At 71.3% G+C, this 22,628-nt stretch carries 14 protein-coding genes and 1 tRNA gene; 14 read left to right on the forward strand and 1 reads right to left on the reverse strand.

The window, feature by feature from the left end; translation table 11 throughout:
• Nucleotides 1-56 precede the first annotated feature (56 nt).
• The 13 genes from bldG (at nt 57) to ACIBL4_RS33915 (ending at nt 20,316) form a co-directional block, all read left to right on the forward strand.
• Nucleotides 57-398 carry an anti-sigma factor antagonist BldG gene (bldG, locus tag ACIBL4_RS33855; protein ID WP_003991900.1) on the forward strand — a complete coding sequence of 114 codons (342 nt, stop codon included), beginning with the start codon at nt 57-59 and terminating at the stop codon, nt 396-398.
• A gap of 135 nt (nt 399-533) precedes the next feature.
• Nucleotides 534-968, forward strand: a complete 435-nt coding sequence (locus ACIBL4_RS33860; protein ID WP_279545135.1) for an ATP-binding protein — start codon at nt 534-536, stop codon at nt 966-968.
• A gap of 275 nt (nt 969-1,243) precedes the next feature.
• Nucleotides 1,244-3,649, forward strand: a complete 2,406-nt coding sequence (locus tag ACIBL4_RS33865) for a sodium-translocating pyrophosphatase (protein ID WP_399415601.1) — start codon at nt 1,244-1,246, stop codon at nt 3,647-3,649.
• A gap of 193 nt (nt 3,650-3,842) precedes the next feature.
• Nucleotides 3,843-4,424 carry a small secreted protein gene (locus ACIBL4_RS33870; protein ID WP_399415602.1) on the forward strand — a complete coding sequence of 194 codons (582 nt, stop codon included), beginning with the start codon at nt 3,843-3,845 and terminating at the stop codon, nt 4,422-4,424.
• 128 nt (nt 4,425-4,552) lie between these two features.
• Nucleotides 4,553-6,082 (forward strand): methyltransferase, encoded by a 1,530-nt coding sequence (locus ACIBL4_RS33875; protein WP_399415603.1) that lies wholly within the window; start codon nt 4,553-4,555, stop codon nt 6,080-6,082.
• A 219-nt stretch (nt 6,083-6,301) separates the two neighbouring features.
• Nucleotides 6,302-6,499, forward strand: coding sequence for a hypothetical protein (locus ACIBL4_RS33880; RefSeq protein ID WP_399415604.1), 198 nt, complete (start codon nt 6,302-6,304; stop codon nt 6,497-6,499).
• A gap of 246 nt (nt 6,500-6,745) precedes the next feature.
• The gene (gene topA, locus ACIBL4_RS33885) at nt 6,746-9,601 is read left to right on the forward strand and encodes a type I DNA topoisomerase (RefSeq protein WP_399415605.1); all 2,856 of its coding nucleotides are present in this window, start codon (nt 6,746-6,748) and stop codon (nt 9,599-9,601) included.
• Nucleotides 9,602-9,822: 221 nt separating this feature from the next.
• Complete coding sequence (gene tmk / locus ACIBL4_RS33890) at nt 9,823-13,113, forward strand: dTMP kinase (RefSeq protein WP_399415606.1); 3,291 nt, start codon at nt 9,823-9,825, stop codon at nt 13,111-13,113.
• A gap of 124 nt (nt 13,114-13,237) precedes the next feature.
• Nucleotides 13,238-14,443, forward strand: coding sequence for a DNA polymerase III subunit delta' (locus tag ACIBL4_RS33895; RefSeq protein WP_399415607.1), 1,206 nt, complete (start codon nt 13,238-13,240; stop codon nt 14,441-14,443).
• Nucleotides 14,444-14,570: 127 nt separating this feature from the next.
• Nucleotides 14,571-16,202, forward strand: a complete 1,632-nt coding sequence (locus tag ACIBL4_RS33900) for an alpha/beta hydrolase (protein WP_399415608.1) — start codon at nt 14,571-14,573, stop codon at nt 16,200-16,202.
• 106 nt (nt 16,203-16,308) lie between these two features.
• Nucleotides 16,309-16,382 (forward strand) — tRNA-Thr (locus ACIBL4_RS33905).
• Nucleotides 16,383-16,838: 456 nt separating this feature from the next.
• Nucleotides 16,839-18,593, forward strand: a complete 1,755-nt coding sequence (locus ACIBL4_RS33910) for a PucR family transcriptional regulator (protein ID WP_399415609.1) — start codon at nt 16,839-16,841, stop codon at nt 18,591-18,593.
• A 259-nt stretch (nt 18,594-18,852) separates the two neighbouring features.
• Nucleotides 18,853-20,316, forward strand: coding sequence for an amino acid permease (locus tag ACIBL4_RS33915; RefSeq protein ID WP_399415610.1), 1,464 nt, complete (start codon nt 18,853-18,855; stop codon nt 20,314-20,316).
• 52 nt (nt 20,317-20,368) lie between these two features.
• On the opposite strand, the gene ACIBL4_RS33920 is transcribed toward ACIBL4_RS33915, so the two are convergent.
• Nucleotides 20,369-21,262, reverse strand: coding sequence for a GyrI-like domain-containing protein (locus ACIBL4_RS33920; protein WP_399415611.1), 894 nt, complete (start codon nt 21,260-21,262; stop codon nt 20,369-20,371).
• A 207-nt stretch (nt 21,263-21,469) separates the two neighbouring features.
• On the opposite strand from ACIBL4_RS33920, the gene ACIBL4_RS33925 reads away from it, so the two are divergent.
• On the forward strand, nt 21,470-22,363 hold the full coding sequence (locus ACIBL4_RS33925; protein WP_399415612.1) for a glycosyltransferase family 2 protein: 894 nt from the start codon (nt 21,470-21,472) through the stop codon (nt 22,361-22,363).
• Nucleotides 22,364-22,628 lie beyond the last annotated feature (265 nt).

Raw genomic sequence — 22,628 nt, forward strand, 5'->3', positions numbered from 1 at the left:
GACGAAGCCGAGGTGCCCCAAGGGCGACCGCTCGATAGCAAGGTGCTGGAGGATCCGTGGACCTGTCCCTGTCGACCGAGACCATGGGCGATCGCACGATCGTCAGGGTCGGTGGCGAAATCGACGTATATACCGCGCCCAAGCTGCGCGAGCAGTTGGTCGAGCTGGTGAACGACGGCAGTTTCCACCTTGTCGTCGACATGGAGGGCGTGGACTTCCTCGACTCCACCGGGCTCGGCGTGCTGGTCGGCGGCCTGAAGCGTGTGCGGGCCCATGAGGGCTCCCTGCGCCTGGTCTGCAACCAGGAGCGCATTCTGAAGATCTTCCGTATCACCGGCCTGACCAAGGTGTTCCCGATTCACACCTCGGTCGAGGAAGCGGTGGCGGCGACCGACTGACCACCGGGCCCGGGCCTCGTGCCCGGGCCGGCCGAAGTCGCGGCAAGAGTTCGGCAGAAGTGAAGACCGAGGGGGCCCGGGATTTCGGCGGCCCGGAGCCTCTCGACAGCACGCCCGTAGTTGCGAGGGGGATGCATGGCCACCGTTGAGCTCCGCTTCAGCGCGCTGCCCGAGCACGTCAGGACCGCCCGGCTGGTGGCGGCCGCGGTGGCGCGCAGGGCCGGAGTGGACGAGGCCGTCCTCGACGAGGTCAGGCTCGCCGTCGGCGAGGCCTGTACGCGGGCTGTCGGGCTGCATCAGACCGGCGGGATCTCGGCACCGGTGAAGGTGCTGCTGATCGAGGAGGAGAAACAGTTCTCCATCGAGGTCGGCGACGAGGCCCCGCACGCGGTCCCAGGCGAGCGCACGGGCGCCGGACCCGGCGACCCCGACGGTGAGGCCGAGGAGGACGAGATGGGCCTCGCGGTCATCAGCGGACTCGTCGACGACGTCGAGGTCAGCGCGGGGGAGCACGGCGGGTCGATCAAGATGACCTGGCCGACCACCCCGCCGCCGACCATTCTGGCCTGACAAGCCACCGCGCACACCGCTCTCGACGAAGGGCCCCACACCCGTGGGGCCCTTCGTCATGTGCGGGTGTCAGTGGTCGCCTTTACAGTAGTTCCTGTGCCGTTCATCGCGTGAATTCGTTCACGATCATTCGCATGCTCCAGGGCCGTCCGAGAATGCTTTCAGGGCATTACCTCAGAAGGCCAATTCCGCTTATCGCGCTCTGTTTTGATCAGGTTCCGGTACCTACAATCCCGTCCACATCTTGAGCTCAGCCCAAGCGTCAAGGAGGACGAATGGCGGGGCTTTCTCTCTCACCACAGTCGGGCCATCCCACAGACCTCGCAGCCGCCGTACTGACCGATGACAACCGCGTTCTCGTCGTGGTCATCGCGGTCGTCGCGCTGGCGGCACTCGTGGTCGCGGGCGTCCTGGTACGCCAGGTACTCGCGGCCGGCGAGGGCACCGACAGCATGAAGAAGATCGCGGCGGCGGTCCAGGAAGGCGCGAACGCCTATCTGGCACGTCAGCTGCGCACGCTCGCGGTATTCGCCGTGGTCGTGTTCTTCCTGCTCATGCTGCTGCCCGCGGACGACTGGAATCAGCGTGCCGGTCGGTCGGTGTTCTTCCTGATCGGAGCGGGGTTCTCGGCGGCCACCGGCTATATCGGCATGTGGCTCGCCGTGCGCAGCAATGTGCGTGTCGCCGCGGCGGCGCGTGAAGCCACTCCGGCGGCAGGCGAGCCGGAAAAAGATCTCACCACCGTTTCGCACAAAGCGATGAAGATCGCATTTCGCACGGGCGGCGTCGTCGGCATGTTCACGGTGGGCCTCGGTCTGCTGGGCGCCTCCTGCGTGGTGCTGGTGTACGCGGCCGACGCGCCGAAGGTGCTCGAGGGCTTCGGCCTCGGGGCCGCGCTGATCGCGATGTTCATGCGTGTCGGCGGCGGCATCTTCACCAAGGCCGCCGACGTCGGCGCCGACCTGGTCGGCAAGGTCGAACAGGGCATTCCGGAGGACGACCCGCGCAATGCCGCGACCATCGCCGACAACGTGGGCGACAACGTCGGCGACTGCGCGGGCATGGCGGCCGACCTCTTCGAGTCGTACGCCGTGACCCTCGTCGCCGCGCTGATCCTGGGCTCGGCGGCCTTCGGCGACGCCGGGCTCGGCTTCCCGCTGCTCGTGCCGGCGATCGGTGTGGTCACCGCCATGATCGGCATCTTCGCGGTGGCGCCCAGGCGCGCCGACCGCAGCGGCATGAGCGCCATCAACCGCGGGTTCTTCATCTCCGCGGTGATCTCGCTCGTGCTGGTGGCCGTGGCCGTCTTCGTCTACCTGCCCGGGAAGTACTCGGAGCTCGACGGCGTGACGGACGCGGCGATCACGGGCAAGGACGGCGACCCGCGGGTCCTCGCGCTCGTCGCGGTGGCCATCGGCATCGTGCTCGCCGCCCTGATCCAGCAACTGACCGGCTACTTCACCGAGACCACCCGGCGTCCCGTCCGGGACATCGGCAAGACCTCGCTCACCGGCCCGGCCACCGTCGTCCTCGCCGGTATCTCCGTCGGTCTCGAATCGGCCGTCTACACCGCCCTGTTGATCGGCCTCGGCGTGTACGGGGCGTTCCTGCTCGGCGGTACGTCGATCATGCTGGCGCTGTTCGCGGTGGCGCTGGCGGGCACCGGCCTGCTCACCACGGTCGGCGTGATCGTAGCGATGGACACCTTCGGGCCGGTCTCCGACAACGCGCAGGGCATCGCGGAGATGTCCGGCGACGTCGAGGGCGCGGGCGCACAGGTGCTCACGAACCTGGACGCGGTCGGCAACACCACCAAGGCGATCACCAAGGGCATCGCGATCGCCACGGCCGTGCTCGCAGCGGCAGCCCTGTTCGGGTCGTACCGCGACGCGATCTTCACCGGCGCGCGTGACGTGGGCGAGACACTCAGCGGGGACGGAGCCCCGCTGAGCCTGATGATGGACATCTCGCAGCCCAACAACCTCGTGGGTCTCGTCGCGGGCGCGGCGGTCGTCTTCCTCTTCTCGGGGCTGGCGATCAACGCCGTGTCGCGGTCGGCCGGTGCCGTGGTCTTCGAAGTGCGGCGGCAGTTCCGCGAGAAGCCCGGGATCATGGACTACAGCGAGACCCCGGAGTACGGCAAGGTCGTCGACATCTGCACCAAGGACGCTTTGCGCGAGCTGGCCACGCCCGGTCTGCTCGCCGTGATGGCGCCGATCTTCATCGGGTTCACGCTCGGCGTCGGCCCGCTCGGCGCGTTCCTGGCGGGCGCGATCGGGGCGGGCACGCTGATGGCGGTGTTCCTGGCCAACTCCGGTGGCGCCTGGGACAACGCCAAGAAGCTCGTCGAGGACGGCCACCACGGAGGCAAGGGCAGTGAGGCCCACGCGGCGACCGTGATCGGCGACACCGTCGGTGACCCCTTCAAGGACACCGCCGGCCCCGCGATCAACCCGCTGCTGAAGGTCATGAACCTGGTGTCACTGCTCATCGCGCCCGCGGTGATCAAGTTCTCCTACGGCCCGGACAAGAGCATCGGGGTGCGGATCCTGATCGCGGCCCTCGCGTTCGTCGTCATCGCAGGTGCGGTGTACGTGTCAAAGCGGCGCGGAATCGCCATGGGTGACGAAGACAACGCCGAACCGGAGCCCAAGTCTGCGGACCCGGCGGTGGTTTCGTAGGGAGGTCGTCCAAGCCCCAGCTCAAGGTGCGGGCCGGCGGCGCGCGTTGCGCGTCGCCCGCCCGCACTGTCTGTGTGCGCCATCGCGCCGTGAGGCTTCTCTCGCTTGGTGCAAAAGGTCACAAAAAGGTCTTAATGGACTCTCGCCGTGCGGTTGCCGTGCATCTGGCGTGTATGTTCCGGGGCCGAGAGCCATGGAAGGGACCAAACCGGTGAACAAGAAGCTCGCGGCCGCACTGTCCGGCGGTGCGGTACTGGTACTGGCGCTGTCGGGATGCGGCGGCGACGAGAACGAGAAGCTGGACTCCTGGGCCAAGGAGGTCTGCGACGCCGTACAGCCGCAGGCCAAGAAGATCGAGTCGGCCAATGCCTCGATCCAGAAGGAGACCTCGGACAACAGCAAGCCGGAGGACGTCCAGAAGACCGACGCAAAGGCCTTCCAGGACATGTCCGACGCCTACAAGGCCATCGGGGCCGCGGTGACCAAGGCCGGGGCGCCGGACGTCGAGAACGGCGAGAAGAAGCAGCAGGACGCCGTCAAGGAGCTCAACACGATCTCCACCTCGTACGCCTCCCTGAAGAAGCAGGTCGACGGGCTGGACACCAAGGACCAGGGCAAGTTCGCGGACGGCCTGAAGGACATCGCCACGGAGCTCGACAAGCTGGGCAAGAGCGGGAACGACGCGCTGCGGACCCTGGAGGAGGGCGAGGTCGGCCAGGCGATGGCACGGCAGGACAGCTGCAAGGCGGCCACGGCGCCGGCGACCCAGAGCTGAGCGAGGAGCACTTCCGGGGCCGGCGGGACCGCCCAGTTCCAGAGTGACTGCCGGGGCGGTCCGCCGAGCCGCGCCCGTTGCCCGGCACGGGCACGTGCGATACCGGTGCCGGCGGACACAATGGGGGCGTGAGTAACGCCAGTCAGTCACCCCTGTCCTCGCTGCCCTCCTCCGACCGTCCCGATGTCGCCGCCCGGCTCCGGGACGCCCTGCTCGGAGCCTCCTTCACCGCCGACGGGCTGCTCGAACTGCTCGGCGCCCCCGCGTACGCGGCCCTGGCGCGGAGCGAGACCGTGCCCGCGCTCCGGGCGACCCGCGGGGACTCGCCGCTGGAGCTGCTCGTCCGGCTGTTCCTGCTTCAGCAGCCGGTGCCGCACGCGCGCGTGGCGGACGTCCTGCCCGTCGAGGCGTGCCTGGAGAGCGGCTGGCTGACGCGCGCCGGCGCCGACGAGCTCGCCGCCACCGTGGACGTGCGGCCCTACGGCGGGCCCGACGGCGAGGACTGGTTCATCGTGTCGGACCTGGGCTGCGCGGTCGGTGGCGCCGGCGGGATCGGCCGGCGTGACGAGGGGGTCGTCCTGGGAGTCGGCGGGGCCTCCACGACCCTCGCCGGCATCACCGTCCGTACGCCGGTCGCCGCCGCGCTCGACCTCGGCACCGGCTCCGGCATCCAGGCGCTGCACGCCGCTCAGCACGCCACGCGCGTGACGGCCACCGACCTCAACCCGCGCGCGCTGCACATCACCGCTCTCACGCTGGCGCTCTCCGGCGCCCCGGCCGCCGATCTGCGCGAGGGCTCCCTCTTCGAGCCGGTGCGGGACGACGAGACGTACGACCTGATCGTCTCGAACCCGCCGTTCGTGATCTCTCCCGGAGCCCGCCTCACCTACCGCGACGGCGGGATGGGCGGGGACGATCTGTGCCGCACGCTCGTTCAGGAGGCGGGGGAGCGGCTGAACGAGGGAGGGTTCGCGCAGTTCCTCGCCAACTGGCAGAACGTGGAAGGGGAGGACTGGCAGGACCGGCTCAGGTCATGGGTGCCCCGGGGCTGCGACGCGTGGATCGTGCAGCGCGAGGTGCAGGACGTCAATCAGTACGCCGAGCTGTGGCTGCGGGACGCGGGCGACCACCGCGAGGACGTGGCGGAGTACCAGGCGCGGTACGACGCCTGGCTCGACGAGTTCGAGGCGCGCAAGGTGAAGGCCGTCGGCTTCGGCTGGATCACCCTGCGCAGGACGGGCGCCGCCGTGCCCTCCGTCACGGTGGAGGAGTGGCCGCATCCGGTGGAGCAGCCGCTCGGGGATGCCATCCGGGCCCATTTCGACCGGCTGGACTACCTGCGCGACCACGACGACGCCGCCCTGCTCGAAGGACACTTCCGGCTCGGCGACGAGGTCGTGCAGGAGCAGGTCGGGCTGCCCGGTGCGGAGGACCCCGAGCATGTCGTGCTGCGCCAGAACCGCGGCATGCGCCGGGCGACCCGGGTGGACACGGTCGGCGCGGGCTTCGCGGGCGTGTGCGACGGCACGATGAGCGCTGGTCGCATCCTCGACGCCATCGCCCAGCTGATCGGCGAGGACCCGGTGCTGCTGCGCGACCGTACTCCGGCGCAGATCCGGCTGCTCGTCGAGCAGGGCTTCCTGGAACCGGTCCGCTGAGGGGCTCAAGAGATCGTCGGGGGTGCTGCCCGCCGGCTCGCCAACAAATTCGAGTCGATTTGAACACCTCGTCCGAAACGGTCCGTGAGGGGCCGGAAGCCCCCGATCCGCGGCCGTGTCGCCCCGGCGTTCACCTCCGGTTCGCCTGCTCGCTGCCCACGCGTGGCAGCCTCCCGTGGCTGGGGAGACGAGGACGGGAACAAGGGGGCACGGCGAGCCATGGAGAGCGAACCGGCGATCTTCGCGGGAGTGGTGTTCTCCCTGTTCGGAGGCGCACTGCTGGCGTGGACCGTGACACGCGTCCGCCGGCACCGGCCCGTCGCCCAGGGCGTGAGCCCCGTCGCGTCGGCGACCCTCGCGAGCGTCGCCGCGGTACTCGCCCTGGCGGCCGGAACCTGGTGCTTCACCCGCCTCTGAGGAGTGTGTCGGCGGTGTGCCTGTGGGTAACCGACAGGTGGCACTCCGCATGAGGCCGAGCCGGCTCCGGGCACTCCGGGCGGCAGGAATGGTGGTAGTCGGGTTACCGTTCGAGTGGCCGTTGCGGGCTTTTCCCGTTTGACACGGGGGCGGGATGTACCGTCACACTCCGCAGCGTCACCACGACCCGACCCCGGGAGGCGAACCCTGGGGAGGCCCCAGCGTCGACCGGAGAGAAGAGCGAAGTTGTCCCCGACCAGCGAGACCGCACAGGGCGGCCGCCGACTCGTCATCGTCGAGTCGCCTGCCAAGGCGAAGACGATCAAGGGCTACCTGGGCCCCGGCTACGTAGTCGAGGCGAGCGTCGGGCACATCCGCGACCTTCCCAACGGCGCTGCCGAGGTGCCCGAGAAGTACACCGGCGAGGTCCGCCGCCTCGGTGTGGACGTCGAACACGACTTCCAGCCGATCTATGTGGTCAACGCTGATAAGAAGGCGCAGGTCAAGAAGCTCAAGGACCTGCTGAAGGACTCTGATGAGCTCTTCCTCGCCACCGATGAGGACCGCGAGGGCGAGGCCATCGCCTGGCACCTCCAGGAGGTCCTCAAGCCCAAGGTCCCGGTCAAGCGGATGGTCTTCCACGAGATCACCAAGGCCGCGATCCAGGCCGCCGTGGCCAACCCGCGCGAGCTGAACCAGAAGCTCGTCGACGCACAGGAGACCCGCCGCATCCTCGACCGCCTCTACGGCTACGAGGTCTCGCCGGTCCTGTGGAAGAAGGTCATGCCGCGGCTGTCCGCGGGCCGTGTCCAGTCGGTCGCGACGCGACTTGTCGTCGAGCGGGAACGCGAGCGCATCGCTTTCCGTTCTGCTGAGTACTGGGACCTGACGGGGACCTTCGCGACCGGCCGCGCGGGAGACCAGTCGGACCCGTCGTCGCTGGTCGCGCGCCTGCAGACCGTCGACGGCAGGCGGGTCGCGCAGGGCCGCGACTTCGACTCCCTGGGACAACTCAAGAGCGCGAACACCCTCCACCTCGACGAGGCGAACGCCCGCGCCCTGGCCGCCGCCCTGGAGAACACCAGCTTCGCGGTCCGGTCCGTCGAGTCCAAGCCGTACCGCCGCTCGCCGTACGCCCCGTTCCGTACGACGACGCTGCAGCAGGAGGCGAGCCGCAAGCTCGGCTTCGGCGCGAAGGCGACGATGCAGATCGCCCAGAAGCTGTACGAGAACGGCTACATCACGTACATGCGTACGGACTCCACGACCCTGAGCGACACGGCGGTCGCCGCCGCCCGCGCCCAGGTCACGCAGCTGTACGGCGCCGACTACCTGCCGCCGCAGCCGAGGACGTATGCCGGGAAGGTCAAGAACGCGCAGGAGGCCCACGAGGCGATCCGCCCCTCGGGTGATCGTTTCCGCACTCCCGCCGAGACCGGACTGACCGGCGACCAGTTCAAGCTGTACGAACTGATCTGGAAGCGGACCGTCGCCTCCCAGATGAAGGACGCGACCGGCAACAGCGTCACGGTGAAGATCGGCGGCACGGCGGCCGACGGCCGGGACGTCGAGTTCAGCGCGTCCGGCAAGACGATCACCTTCCACGGCTTCCTCAAGGCGTACGTCGAAGGCGCCGACGACCCGAACGCCGAGCTCGACGACCGCGAGCGCCGGCTGCCCCAGGTCTCCGAGGGCGACGCCCTGAGCGCCGAGGAGATCACGGTCGACGGGCACGCCACCAAGCCCCCGGCCCGCTACACCGAGGCCTCGCTGGTCAAGGAGCTGGAAGAGCGCGAGATCGGCCGCCCGTCGACGTACGCGTCGATCATCGGCACGATCCTGGACCGCGGCTACGTGTTCAAGAAGGGCACGGCGCTGGTCCCGTCCTTCCTGTCCTTCGCCGTGGTCAACCTTCTGGAGAAGCACTTCGGGCGGCTCGTCGACTACGACTTCACCGCCAAGATGGAGGACGACCTCGACCGCATCGCCCGCGGTGAGGCGCAGTCCGTGCCGTGGCTGAAGCGGTTCTACTTCGGTGAGACGGCGTCCGACAGCGGCTCCGCCGCGGGGGTCGGGGGCGGTGCCGCCGACGCCGGCAACGGCGACGGGGACCACCTCGGCGGTCTGAAGGAGCTGGTGACCGACCTGGGTGCGATCGACGCGCGCGAGGTGTCGTCGTTCCCGGTGGGCAACGGCATCGTGCTGCGGGTCGGCCGCTACGGGCCGTACATCGAGCGCGGCGAGAAGGACACCGAGCAGCACCAGCGCGCCGACATCCCGGACGACCTGGCGCCGGACGAGCTGACCGTCGACCTCGCGGAGGAGCTGCTCGCCAAGCCGAGCGGCGACTACGAACTGGGGACCGACCCGGCCACCGGCCACACGATCGTCGCCAAGGACGGCCGCTACGGCCCGTACGTGACGGAGATCCTCCCCGAGGGCACGCCGAAGACGGGCAAGAACGCCGTCAAGCCGCGCACGGCGTCCCTGTTCAAGTCGATGTCGTTGGACACGGTGACCCTCGACGACGCGCTGAAGCTCATGTCGCTGCCGCGTGTCGTCGGCACCGACGCCGAGGGCCAAGAGATCACCGCGCAGAACGGCCGCTACGGCCCGTACCTGAAGAAGGGCACGGACTCGCGCTCGCTCCAGTCCGAGGAGCAGCTCTTCACGATCACGCTGGAGGAGGCACTGGCGATCTACGCCCAGCCCAAGCAGCGTGGCCGGGCGGCCGCCAAGCCGCCACTGAAGGAGCTGGGCACCGACCCGGTGAGCGAGAAGCCGGTCGTCGTCAAGGACGGTCGCTTCGGGCCGTACGTCACCGACGGGGAGACCAACGCGACCCTGCGCTCCGGCGACAGCGTCGAGGAGATCACCCCGGAGCGCGGCTTCGAGCTGCTCGCCGAGAAGCGCGCGAAGGCGCCGGCGAAGAAGACCGCGAAGAAGGCGGCCAAGAAGGCTCCGGCGAAGAAGGTGACGGCGGCAAAGAAGACCGCGGCGAAGAAGACCACGACCGCGAAGAAGACGACGGCCAAGAAGACCACCACCGCGAAGAAGACGGCCGCCAAGACGGCGGCCGCCTCGGAGCCGGCGGAGGACTGAGGTTCGTTCAGGGCCGGTTCGTGATTCGTGCGGACCGGTTCGGGATTCGCTGCGGAGCCCGTTCGGGATCCTGTGGGACCCGTTCGGTATCCGGACCGTCAAGGTCCGGATCTTCGCCCAGGGTTCGGAATGCGAACGCCCCGGCAACACTTCGGTGTCGGGGCGTGCGCATGCCAGGCCGGGCATCCCGGGGTGTCGGTGGCTCCCGATAGGCTGAACGCATGACGCGAGCCGAGCATCCAACGGCCTCTCAGCCGGCCCCCGACGACGCCCTGGTCGCGGACTCCCGCGAGCGTGCCGTCCGCGCCCTGCTGCGCCGTCCGCAGTTGAAGCGGTTGTGGAGCGCGCAGCTCGTGGGCGGCGTGGGCGACACCCTCGCCCTTCTCGTACTGGTCGTCCTCGCCCTCCAAGCGGCCGTCGCCGAAGGCTCGTTCGGGGGCGGCTACCGCGGCGTGGCGTTCGCAGTGGCGACCGTTTTCGGAGCGCGCATCCTGGCGACGCTCCTGTTCGGCGCCGTGCTCCTCGGCCCGCTCACCGCGCTCACCTCCCAGGACGGCCCGCTGGACCGCCGCTGGACCATGGTGGGCGCGGACGGGCTGCGCGCGGCGCTGCTCATCGTCGCGCCGCTGTGGATCGACTGGACGCCCGATGACGCGCTGGCCGTGCTCCTCGTCACGGCCTTCGTGACCGGGGGCGCCGAGCGGTTCTGGACGGTGTGCCGCGAGAGCGCGGCCCCCGCCCTGCTGCCGCCCCCGCCGCCGGAAGGCGCGACCGTCCGGCCGCTGCCGGACCACATGGACGCCCTGCGCCGCCTGTCGCTGCGCACCGGCTTCATCGCGATCCCGCTCGCGGCCGTCGCGCTCGTCGTCGCCTCCCTGTTCAACAACCTGCTGGGCGCCGGCATCGACTGGTTCGGCCAGCACCAGGCGGCCCTCGCCTCCTACGTGGCGGCCGGGCTGTTCGCCGCCTCCCTGTCCGTGCTGACCTTCCTGGAGCTGCCCGCCACGCGCACCCCCCGCGCGCGGTCGCCGCTCGAGGGGCTGCGCCGCCCGAAGACGACCGCCGGCGCCGACAAGGGACGCACCGGCGTGATGCCGCTGCTGGTGCTGGCCTGCGCGGCCGTCGCCGCCGCGGTGTCCGCCGCCGTCGCCGTGGCCGTGCTGCACGCCAAGGACCTGGGCGGCGGCCCGGTGCTCTACGGGCTGTTCGTGGCCGCGCTGACCGGCGGTGTCGTCGTCGGCATCCGTACGGCGCCCTCGCTGCTGCCCGCCCTGTCGCGCCGCCGGCTGCTCGCGCTGGCCATCGCCTTCACAGGTGTCGCGCTGCTGGCCGCCGGGCTCGTCCCGGACGTCACCAGCGTGCTGCTGATCCTCGCGCTGGCCGGCGTCGGCGCGGGCATGTCCGCCAACACCGGGCACACCCTGCTCGACCAGGAGACCGAGGAGTACCGGCGATCCCGTACGACGGAGCACCTGCACGCGGTCGTCCGCGTCTGCGTGGCGCTCGGCACGGTGATCGCCCCGGTGGTGGCGGCGGGGATCGGGCCGCACCGGCTGGAGAGCGGCAAGTTCGTCTTCGCGCACGGCGGCGCGGCCTTCACGCTGATGCTGGCCGGCGCCCTGCTGCTGCCGGTGGCCGCGCTGGTACTGGCCAAGGTCGACGACCGTTCCGGAGTCCCGCTGCGCCAGGACCTGCGCGACGCGCTGCTGCGCGGCGACGACCCGGAGCAGGCGCCCGCCGCCTCGGGTTTCTTCATCGCCCTGGAGGGCGGCGACGGGGCCGGGAAGTCCACGCAGGCCGAGGCGCTCGCCGAGTGGATCCGCGGCAAGGGCCACGAGGTCGTGCTGACACGCGAGCCGGGGGCGACGCCGGTGGGCAAGCGGCTGCGGTCGATCCTGCTGGACGTGTCGAGCGAGGGTCTGTCGCACCGCGCGGAGGCGCTGCTGTACGCGGCCGACCGGGCCGAGCACATCGACACCGTCGTACGGCCCGCCCTGGAGCGCGGCGCGGTCGTCATCTCCGATCGGTACATCGACTCCTCCGTGGCCTACCAGGGGGCGGGCCGTGACCTGTCGCCGACCGAGATCGCCCGGATCAACCGCTGGGCCACGAACGGACTCGTGCCGCATCTGACCGTCCTGCTGGACGTCGCGCCGGAGACCGCGCGCGAGCGGTTCACCGAGGCGCCGGACCGGCTGGAGTCGGAGCCGGCCGAGTTCCACGCGCGCGTGCGGGCCGGTTTCCTGACCCTGGCCGCGGCCGACGCCGGGCGGTACCTGGTGGTGGACGCCGGCCAGGAGCCCGAGGCCGTCACGACCGTCATCCGGCATCGGCTGGACCAGGTGCTGCCGCTGTCCGAGGCCGAGATCAAGGCCCAGGAGGAGGCTCGGAAGAAGGCCGAGGAGGAGGCCCGCCGGAAGGCCGAGGAAGAGGCGGCCCGCAAGGCGGAGGAGGAGCGCCTGGAGCGCGAGCGCCAGGAGCAGCTCGCCCGGCTGCGCGCCGAGGAGGAGGAGCGCAAGCGGCGCGAGCTGGAGGAGGCGCAGCGCCGCGAGGCCGAACGGCAGGCGGAGGAGGCCCGGCGACGGGCCGAGGAAGCGCGAAAGAAGGCCGAGGAGGAGCGGGCACGGCTCCTCGCGGAGGAGAAGGCCCGCGCCGAGGAGGAGGCCCGGCGCAAGGCCGAGGAGGAGCGGCGCCGCAAGCAGGCCGAGGAAGAGGCGCGGCTGCGTGCCGAGGCCGAGGCGCTCCGCCTTGAGAAGCAGCGCAAGGCCGAGGAGGCCCTGCTGCGGGCCGAGGAGGCCCGGCGCCTGGCGGAGGCGGCGGCCGCCGCCGCGGAGGCCGGCCCGAAGAGCGCTGCCCCGCGGGGTGCCTCCGGTCCGACGGCCGGTCAGGACGCGGCGACGGTGCCCACGCCCGTGGTGAAGCCGGGCGGTGCGGCGGACGACACGACCGTGCTGCGCCCGGTGCGGGACGAGGACCGGGGCCGGGGCCGGACCTCCCGTGGGTCCGACGCCGAGGTGACGGCCGAGCTGCCCAAGCCGCCGGTTCCGCCGGGTGCGGGGGAGGAGACGGAGGTACTGCCTCCGGTCCGCCCCGGCTCAGGCCCCGGTTCCGGTTCCGGTTCCGCTTCCGGTTCCGGGGACGAGACCGAGGTACTGCCCCAGGTGCCCTCCGGAGCGGGCGACGAGACTGCCGTGCTGCCTCCGGTCCGGCCGGGGGACGCCGATGAGACGGCCGTGCTGCCGCCCGTACGCGGGGACGAACCGGCGGACCGCGTTCCGCCCGGGTACTTCCGGGAGGGCGCCCCGGCCGCCCGGCCCGACGGGACTGAGGACCGTACGCGGGAGATGCCCCAGCTCGACGCCGAGGGCCGGCCCCGCCGGCGGTCCGACTGGGCCGAGGAGACGCCGCTGGACGACCTGCCCTCGCTGGCGGACGAGCTGCTCGGACCGCACGACGAGGACGAGCCGGACGAGGGCCGGGGGCGCCGGGGGAAGGGCGGCCGGGGCCGCTGAGGCCTCCGGCGGTCCGCCGAGGGGCGTTGTCAGTGGTCACCCCCACAATGGATCTCGCACCGTGGAACGTGACGAAGCAGAACGTGGCGAAACCGTGGAACGTGGCGAAAGGGCGGCGTGACCCATGACCGTGTGGGACGACCTCGTCGGGCAGGAGAGGGTGAGCGCGCAGCTGGACGCCGCCGCCCGGGATGCCGACGCCCAGGTCACCGCGGCCGGGACCGATGTCCCCCCGCCCGAGGCGTCGAAGATGACACACGCCTGGCTGTTCACGGGTCCCCCCGGGGCCGGGCGGAACCAGGCGGCGCGGGCGTTCGCGGCGGCCTTGCAGTGCGTCAGCCCGGACCGGGCCCTCGGCGGCTCCCCGGGCTGCGGGTTCTGCGACGGATGTCACACGGCGCTGATCGGCACGCACGCCGACGTCACCACCGTCGCCGCCGTCGGCACGCAGATCCTCGCCGACGACATGCGCGACACCGTCCGCAAGTCGTTCACGTCACCGGCGAACGGCCGCTGGCAGGTCATCCTCGTCGAGGACGCCGAGCGGCTGAACGAGAAGTCGGCCAACGCCGTCCTCAAGGCCGTGGAGGAGCCCGCTCCTCGCACGGTCTGGCTGCTGTGCGCCCCCTCCATCGAGGACGTCCTGCCGACCATCCGCTCCCGCTGCCGCCACCTGAACCTGAGCACGCCGTCGGTCGACGCCGTCGCCGACATGCTCGTACGCCGCGAGGGCATCGAGCCCGCCGTCGCCGCCGCGGCGGCCCGCGCGACGCAGGGCCATGTCGACCAGGCCCGCCGCCTGGCCACCGACCCGGCCGCGCGCGAGCGCCGTGCCGCCGTGCTGAGGCTGCCGCTGCGGGTGGAGGACGTCGGCGGCGCGCTCAAGGCCGCCCAGGAGCTCGTCGACGCGGCCGCCGAGGACGCCAAGCAGCTCGCGGAGGAGACGGACGCCAAGGAGACCGAGGAGCTGAGGGCCGCCCTCGGCGCGGCCCAGGGCGGCCGCATGCCGCGGGGTACGGCGGGCGTGATGAAGGACCTGGAGGACAAGCAGAAGCGCCGCAGAACGCGTACGCAGCGCGACAGCCTCGACCTCGCCCTGACCGACCTCACGTCCTTCTACCGCGACGTCCTCGCCCTCCAGCTCGGCTCCCGCGTGGCCATCGCCAACGCCGACGCCGAGGACGCCTTGGAGCGCCTGGCCCGCGGCAGCTCCCCGGAATCCACGCTCCGCCGCATCGAGGCGATCGCCGCCTGCCGCGACGCCCTCGACCGCAACGTGGCCCCGCTGCTCGCGGTGGAGGCCATGACGATGGCGCTCAGAGCGGGCTGAGCCGGCACCGGCAGAGCGCACCGCGCGTCCTGCCGACGAGATGGGCGCGGAGTTGACGCCGTAACTCGTACGAGGCACGACACGCACGCAGGGCATCCATTTCGTCGCTCAGAGTTACGCTCGCTGGATGGACACAAGGCGCACTCCCCGCTCCGCCGACCGCTCCGTCTCCCATCCCGGCGGCCTGCACCGCCGGGCCCGCAGCGGAGCCAGGACCGCGGCAGGCATCCTCGCCACGGCCGCGCTGCTCGTCTCCGCCTGCTCCTCCGGGAGCTCGACGACGTCCGCCACTGCGGCGGAGGCGGCGGCACTGGTCGCGCTGCCGCGGTCCACCCCCGCGGCGCTCACGTCGTACTACGCCCAGAAGCCGACCTGGCGCGGCTGCGGCGTCCCCGGCTTCGAGTGCGCCACGATCAAGGCACCGCTCGACTACGCCGAGCCCAGCGCCGGAGACGTCCGGCTCGCCGTCGCCCGCAAGAAGGCCACCGGCCCGGGGAAGCGGCTGGGCTCGCTGCTCGTGAACCCCGGCGGGCCGGGCGGCTCGGCGATCGGTTACGTCCAGGCGTACGCCGGCATCGGCTACCCGGCCGATGTCCGGGCCCGCTACGACATGGTGGCGGTCGACCCACGCGGCGTGGCCCGCAGCGAGCCCGTCGAGTGCCTGGACGGGCCGGGGATGGACGCGTACACGCAGACGGACACCACACCGGACGACGCCAAGGAGACCGACGGGCTGGTCACGGCGTACCGGACGTTCGCCGAGGGCTGCGGCGCGGACGCGCCCCGGCTGCTGCGCCATGTGTCCACCGTGGAGGCGGCCCGCGACATGGACATCGTGCGGGCGGCGCTCGGCGACGAGAAGCTGAACTACGTCGGAGCCTCCTACGGGACGTTCCTCGGGGCGACGTACGCCGGGCTCTTCCCGGACCGGGCGGGCCGGCTGGTGCTGGACGGCGCGATGGACCCCTCGCTGTCCGCGCGTCGGCTGAACCTCGAACAGACGGCGGGCTTCGAGACGGCGTTCCGGTCGTTCGCGAAGGACTGCGTCCGGCAGACGGACTGCCCGCTGGGCGGCGCGGGCACCTCGCCCGAGCAGGTCGGCGAGAACCTCAAGGCGTTCTTCGAGAAGCTGGACGCGCGCCCGGCCGCCACCGGCGATCGCGACGGCCGCCGCCTCACCGAGTCGCTCGCCACGACCGGTGTGATCGCGGCCATGTACGACGAGGGCTCCTGGGAGCAGTTGCGCGAGGCGCTGACGTCCGCGATGAAGGAGAACGACGGCTCCGGGCTCCTCGTCCTGTCCGACGGCTACTACGAGCGGGACGCCGACGGCGGCTACAGCAACCTGATGTTCGCCAACGCGGCCGTGAACTGTCTCGACCTGCCGCCCGCCTTCGACACCCCCGAGGAGGTGCGCAGGGCGCTGCCCGCGTTCGAGAAGGCGTCCCCGGTCTTCGGCGAGGGACTGGCGTGGGCGGCTCTGAACTGCGCGTACTGGCCGGTGCACGCCACGGGTGAGCCGCACCGCATCGAGGCGAAGGGCGCCGCCCCGATCGTCGTGGTCGGCACCACGCGCGACCCCGCGACCCCCTACCGCTGGGCACAGGCCCTGGCCGGCCAGCTCTCCTCGGCCCGACTGCTCACCTACGAGGGCGACGGCCACACGGCGTACGGCCGCGGCAGCTCCTGCATCGACCGCACGATCAACGCCTACCTGCTCCGCGGCACCCCTCCCGCGGAGGGTAAGCGCTGCTCATAGGCCTGCTCCGGTCCCGGAGGGCCCGCCTCCGGGGCTGGTGCGGAGCACCCTCGGAAACTGTGTAGACTTACCGTCGTTGCTGATCGCACCATAGTGCGGACAGCGCGCCGCCTTAGCTCAGATGGCCAGAGCAACGCACTCGTAATGCGTAGGTCTCGGGTTCGAATCCCGAAGGCGGCTCTGAGAAGCCCAGGTCTCATAACTTGTGACCTGGGCTTTTGCGTTCCGTTAGCCGATTGCCGTGCGTAGTCGGGGCTTGCACAGTGTCATACGAGCCGCCACTGGGACGTCATGACGAGGATGAACGAGCGGAGCACCCGGAGTGCCGGCTCGCCGTGAACCCGGACGGGCACGGCAACCCCACCCGCCTCGGCCGGCTGCTCGGCATGGACGAGGTGCCGGCTGTCCCCGCCGTCGATCACAAACCGTCGGCCGGGTGCGCTCCGGTGAGCACTTGCGCGGATCGGTGACGACGTGCTCCTCGCCGAACAGTCCTCGGCGCGACAGGCGCCAGGGGAGCGCGCCGGGAGCACGGCCGGCGGTCCCGGGGGAGGCCCACCCCGCTCCCGCGAGGTGCCCGTCGCCCCTGCGGATAGCATCGGAGCTCCGGCATGGCTCCCAGCAGAGGCGACGATCATGGATCCGGCCGCAGTGTCCCCCAGCGCAGCCGGCATCGGCCTGCGTCAGTTGCTGATGGTGCTGGGTGACTCGCTGGTGGAGGTGCAGGCCGCTCCCGCCGGGCTGGACGTCGAGATCCGCGGGGTCTCGCTGCTCGATCCCGAGGATCCGCCGACCGCACAGCCGGGCGAGCTCGTCCTGGTCATCGGTGCGCGCGGCCGGGCAGCTTTTCCCGCGCTGAGGGCCGCCGGGCGCGACGGAGCCGCCGCCGTCGTGGTCAAGCTGGACGGGCCCGGCCAGGCCGCGGCGCTCAGCGAGACCGCCGCCGAGGCCGGGGTCGCCCTGCTCTCGCTGCGCAGCGAAGCACGCTGGGAGCAGGTGAACGCGCTGGCCCGGGCCGCCCTCGACGACGCACCGCCGGGGGAGCCCGGCATGGGGGCCGAGGAGGGTGACCTGTTCTCGCTCGCCCAGACCACGGCCATCCTCACCAGCGGCATCGTCAGCATCGAGGACGCCGCTAACCGGGTGCTGGCCTACTCCCGCACCACCGACTCCGACGAGGCGGACGACCTGCGCCGGCGCTCCATCCTCGGCTGGCAGGGGCCGGAGGGCTATCTGGCGAAGCTGCGCGAGTGGGGCGTGTTCCAGCACCTGCACTCCAGCGACGAGGTGATCGGTATAGACAGCCACCCCGAGCTGGGCATCCGCCGCCGGCTCGCGGTGGCCATCCGGTCCGGGGACCGGCAGCTAGGCACCATCTGGGTGCAGGAGGGCTCGATCCCGCTGTCCGAACGCTCGCGCCAGGCGCTGCTGGGCGCCGCCCGGGTCGCGGCCCTCCATCTCGTACGCCGTCGCCGGGAGCTCTCGGACGACGTGACGCTCACCCGGACCCTGCTGGCCGGACTCCTGGACGGCAGCACCGGACCGCAGCCGCTGGCCACGCACCTGGGATTCGACGCCACCCGCCCGGCCGCCGTGCTGGGTTTCTCGTACGGGACGACAGAGGCGTACGGGACCACAGAGGCGTACGGGACGCAGGCCTACGGGACCACGCAGGCTTACGGGACCACGCAGGCTTACGGGACCACGCAGGCCTACGGGACCACGCAGACATACGAGACCCCTGGGGGCGTCGCCGCACCGGAACTGACCCACTCCGAGGTCACCAACCTGGTCTCCGTGCACATCGCCGCCCGGCACCGCAGCGCCCTGGTCACCCAGGTCGATCCCCGTATCTACGTGCTGCTGCCCCAGCTGCCCCGCGGCGTCGACACGGACACGCTGCGCGGCTGGACCCAGGAGATCACCGACGCCGCGCGCCGCCACTTGGGCCTGCCGCTGCGCGGCTCGGTCGGGTGCCTGGTGCCGGGGCTCGGGGACGTCCCCGAGTCACGCCGGGAGGCCGACCGCATCCTCGACGCCATGGTGAGTGCCGGCGTGAGCGTCGCGGTCGCCGCGCTGCCGGACATCCAGGCGGAGGTGCTGGTCAGCGAGATTCTGACGCTGCTCGCCGCCCGCCCCGAGATACGGGATCCCCGGCTGACCGCCCTGCTCTCGCACGACAGCCGGCACCAGGGCCGGCTCGCCGAGACGCTCCTGACGTACCTGAACTCCTTCGGTGACATCCGGGCGGCGGCCGCACAGCTCCATGTGCACCCCAACACGCTGCGGTACCGCCTTCGCCGGGCCGAGCAGCTGACCGGCCTCGATCTGAGCCGTCCCGACCAGCGTCTGCTGGCCATGCTCCAGCTGCGGCTGCCGCCCACCGGCTGAACCGGTTCCCCATTGGCCGGTTCCGCATTGGCCGGTTCCGCATTGGCCGGTCGTACAGCCATGCAGGTCTTGTTTGTTCAGCCTTCACAAACATTTGGCCCCATGAGCCCCCATACGCTTGCGCAAATCCATTTCCGCAAGTGATGCGGCCCACTCCCCACGCGAACCGCACCGTGAACGCTTCCGGGAATCGTCGGTGCCCCGACCGTCCCTCCTGACGCACAGCACGGCACTCCCAACGACCCCATGGATGTCGCACATGACTACACGTCCCCCCGATTCACTGACCCCTGACACCGCCCCGTCCACCGGTGGTCAGCCCCCGGAGCAGCAGGCAGGTCTGAAGGCCGGTCTCAAGAACCGCCATCTGTCCATGATCGCCATCGGCGGTGTGATCGGTGCCGGTCTCTTCGTGGGCTCCGCCTCCGGCATCGCCGCCGCCGGGCCCGGCATCCTCGTGTCCTACGCACTGGTCGGCGCCCTCGTCGTCTTCGTGATGCGGATGCTCGGCGAGATGGCCGCGGCCAACCCGACCTCCGGGTCCTTCTCGGCGTACGCGGACCGGGCGCTCGGCCGCTGGGCCGGGTTCTCGATCGGCTGGCTGTACTGGTTCTTCTGGGTCGTCGTCCTCGCCGTGGAGGCGACCGCGGGCGCCGTCATCCTGGAAGGGTGGGTGCCGGCCGTACCGCAGTGGGCCTGGGCCCTGATCGTGATGACGGTCCTCACCGCCACGAACCTGGCCTCGGTCGGCTCCTTCGGCGAGTTCGAGTTCTGGTTCGCCGGCATCAAGGTCGTCGCCATCACGGGCTTCATCGTCCTCGGCGGGCTGGCGATCTTCGGTGTGCTGCCCGGCTCCGGCCACGCCGCTACGGGATTCGGGAACCTCACCGAGCACGGCGGCTTCCTGCCGAACGGGCCGGGGGCGATCCTCACCGGCATCCTGCTGGTCGTCTTCTCCTTCATGGGCAGCGAGATCGTCACCCTCGCCGCCGGTGAGTCCTCGGACGCGCGGCGGGCAGTGGCCAAGGCGACCAGGAGCGTGATCTGGCGGGTCGGTGTCTTCTACGTCGGCTCGATCCTCGTCGTGGTCGCCCTGCTGCCGTGGAACGACCCCGCGATCGAGAAGAAGGGCTCGTACGTCGCGGCCCTCGACTCCATCGGCATCCCGCACGCCGGCGAGATCATGAACTTCATCGTGCTGACCGCCGTGCTGTCCTGTCTCAACTCCGGGCTCTACACCGCCTCCCGTATGGCCTTCTCCCTCGGGCAGCGCGGCGACGCCCCGCGGTCCTTCGCGCGGACGAACCCGCGAGGTGTCCCGCAGGCCGCGATCCTGGCCTCCGTGGTCTTCGGCTTCGTGGCGGTCGCCTTCAACTACCTGTGGCCGGACACGGTCTTCCAGTTCCTGCTGAACTCCTCGGGCGCCGTCGCGCTCTTCGTGTGGCTGGTCATCTGCTTCTCGCAGCTGCGGATGCGGGGAATCATCCTGCGCGAGAGCCCGGAGAAGCTCGTCGTCCGGATGTGGCTGTTCCCCTATCTGACCTGGGCGACGATCGCGATGATCACGTTCGTCCTGCTCTACATGCTCACCGACGGCAAGGAGGGCGGCGGCCGCAGCCAGGTGCTGCTCTCCGTGCTCGTCGCCGCGCTGGTGATCGCGATCTCGCTGGTCCGGGAGCGGGCCCGCCGGAAGGACACCGTGGAGCCGGTCGCGCCGCGGTAGCCGCCCCCGAGAGCCCCGGGACGGATCGACTCCGGCCCGGGGCTCTCGGCGTTCAGCGGCTGGTCTCCCGTTCCACCGGCAGCCACAGCTCGGCGTCCGCCGTCGTCCCGTCCGCCGAGAGGACGGTCCGCAGGATCTCCGGGCCGGGGCGGCTGCGGTACGGGTTGGACGGGAACCACTCGGTGAACACGTCGCGCCACAGTTCCTGGATGGCCCGCGGTGCCGGGCCAGAGGTGGTGAAGACCGCCCAGGAGCCGGACGGGACGGGCAGGGTGGTGATGCCCGCGGGGGCGTCGGCCGGGACGTCCGACGGGGCGGACGCCGTGGTGATCACCGCCTGGTAGTAGTCCAGTTCGGTGCCCTCGGCGCGGCTCGGATCCAGGTCGTCGCAGACCGCGACGATGCCCCGCGGCTCCTGGGCCGAGAGCTTTCCGAGCTGCTCCAGGGCCTGTTTGCCGAGCCCCCGGACGAAGTCGATGATCGCCTGGTTCGGGCCCGAGTGCACGAGCGGTACCCGGGTCTTGAAGCCGGCGACGGTGAAGGCCGGGCGGTCCACCACTCGGTAGTGCATGCTGCTGCTCCCTTCGACGGTGAGGCGGAAGGTCAGCCGGGGCTGGGAGACGAGCGCGGCGCCGGTGCGCCGGGCCTCGCCCGGACCCACGCCGTGCATCGCGCGGAACGCCCGCGCGAACGCCTCGCCCGAGCCGTAGCCGTAGCGCACCGCGATCTCCAGCAGCGTCTCGTCGCCCGCGAGCACCTCCGCGCCCGCGACCGTCAACCGCCGGCGGCGGATGTACTCCGACAGGGGCATGCCTGCCAGCGCGGAGAACATCCGGCGCAGGTGGTACTCCGACGTGGTCGCGATCCGCGCCAGTTCGGCGCCGTCCACCGACCCGTCGAGGTGGCGCTCGATGTGCTCCAACGCCTGGTTGAGCCGCTCCAGCACGACCGGTTCCTTCCTCTTTCGTGATCACCACGCTAGGCAGCGCGCACCCCGCCGCACCCGACATCCTGTGCCCGATCGAGTCGGGTGCCGCATCCGCCGGACTGCGTAGGCGCACCGCCGTCCGGCAGGCGTACTTAAAGGGTCTTTACCGTGAACGGCTAGCATCGCCCGTCAACCGTCAGTTGCCGACCGGGACGAGGTGAGGACATGGGGGCGCCCAGGATCGCCGTCGCCGTGGTGACGATGGGGAACCGGCCCGAGGAGGTCGACGCGCTGCTGCGGTCCGTGGCCAAGCAGGACGTGCCCCCCGAGCGGATCGTGATCGTCGGCAACGGCTGCCCGCTGCCCGAGTTCGCCCGGCGGCTGTCGCTGCCCGGCGAGGTCACCCCGATCGAGCTCGACGAGAACCTCGGCTGTCCCGGCGGGCGGAACGCGGCCCTCGCGCGGCTGCGGGAGTTCGGCGACATCGACGTCGTCGTGGAGCTCGACGACGACGGGCTGCTCGTCGACGCCGACGTGCTGCGCCGCGTGCGGGAGCTGTACGCCGCCGACGACCGGCTCGGCATCGTCGGCTTCCGGATCGCCGACGAACTGGGCGAGACGCAGCAGCGGCACGTGCCCCGGATCGGCAACTCCGACCCCCTGCGGGGCGGGTACGTCACCGGGTTCCTCGGCGGCGGGCACGCGCTGCGGACGGCCATGCTCGACGAGATCGGCGACTGGCCCGCCGAATTCTTCTTCGCGCACGAGGAGACCGACCTGGCCTGGCGCGCGGCCGACGCGGGCTGGCGCATCCTGTACGCGCCCGAGCTGCTGCTCCAGCACCCGAAGACCTCGCCCGCCCGGCACGCCATCTACTACCGCGTGAACGCCCGCAACCGGGTCTGGCTGGCCCGCCGCCGGCTGCCGCTCGCGCTCGTCCCCGTCCACCTGGGCGTCTGGGTGCTGCTCACCCTCGTACGGAACCGGTCGCGTGCGGGGCTGCGGGCATGGTTCGGCGGGTTCGTGGAAGGTGTACGGGAGCCGGCGGGTGAGCGGCGGCCCATGCGCTGGCGGACGGTGTGGCGGCTCACGCGGCTGGGGCGTCCGCCGGTCATCTGACGCCGAAAGGCGCCCGGCGGGAAGCTTGGTGGGGCCCCGGCCGTTCACCTCCGCCGACCGGGACCCGGACCCGGCCGCGGCGGCGACACTCCCCCGAGTTGCGCGTCCAGACGCGCGCGCCGCCGGGCCAGATCCGACGTAGTGATCACATCAGGGTTTGCCAACCGATCGCTAACATGTGGCCAACGGTTCGCCGTTGCGTCGTCTGCCGATTGGCGTGAAGTCGCCGAACCAGGACGGACGGCGGCCTGGGCGGGGGCGTTCC

The organism is Streptomyces sp. NPDC050416 (assembly GCF_044458845.1).
Classification (GTDB): domain Bacteria; phylum Actinomycetota; class Actinomycetes; order Streptomycetales; family Streptomycetaceae; genus Streptomyces.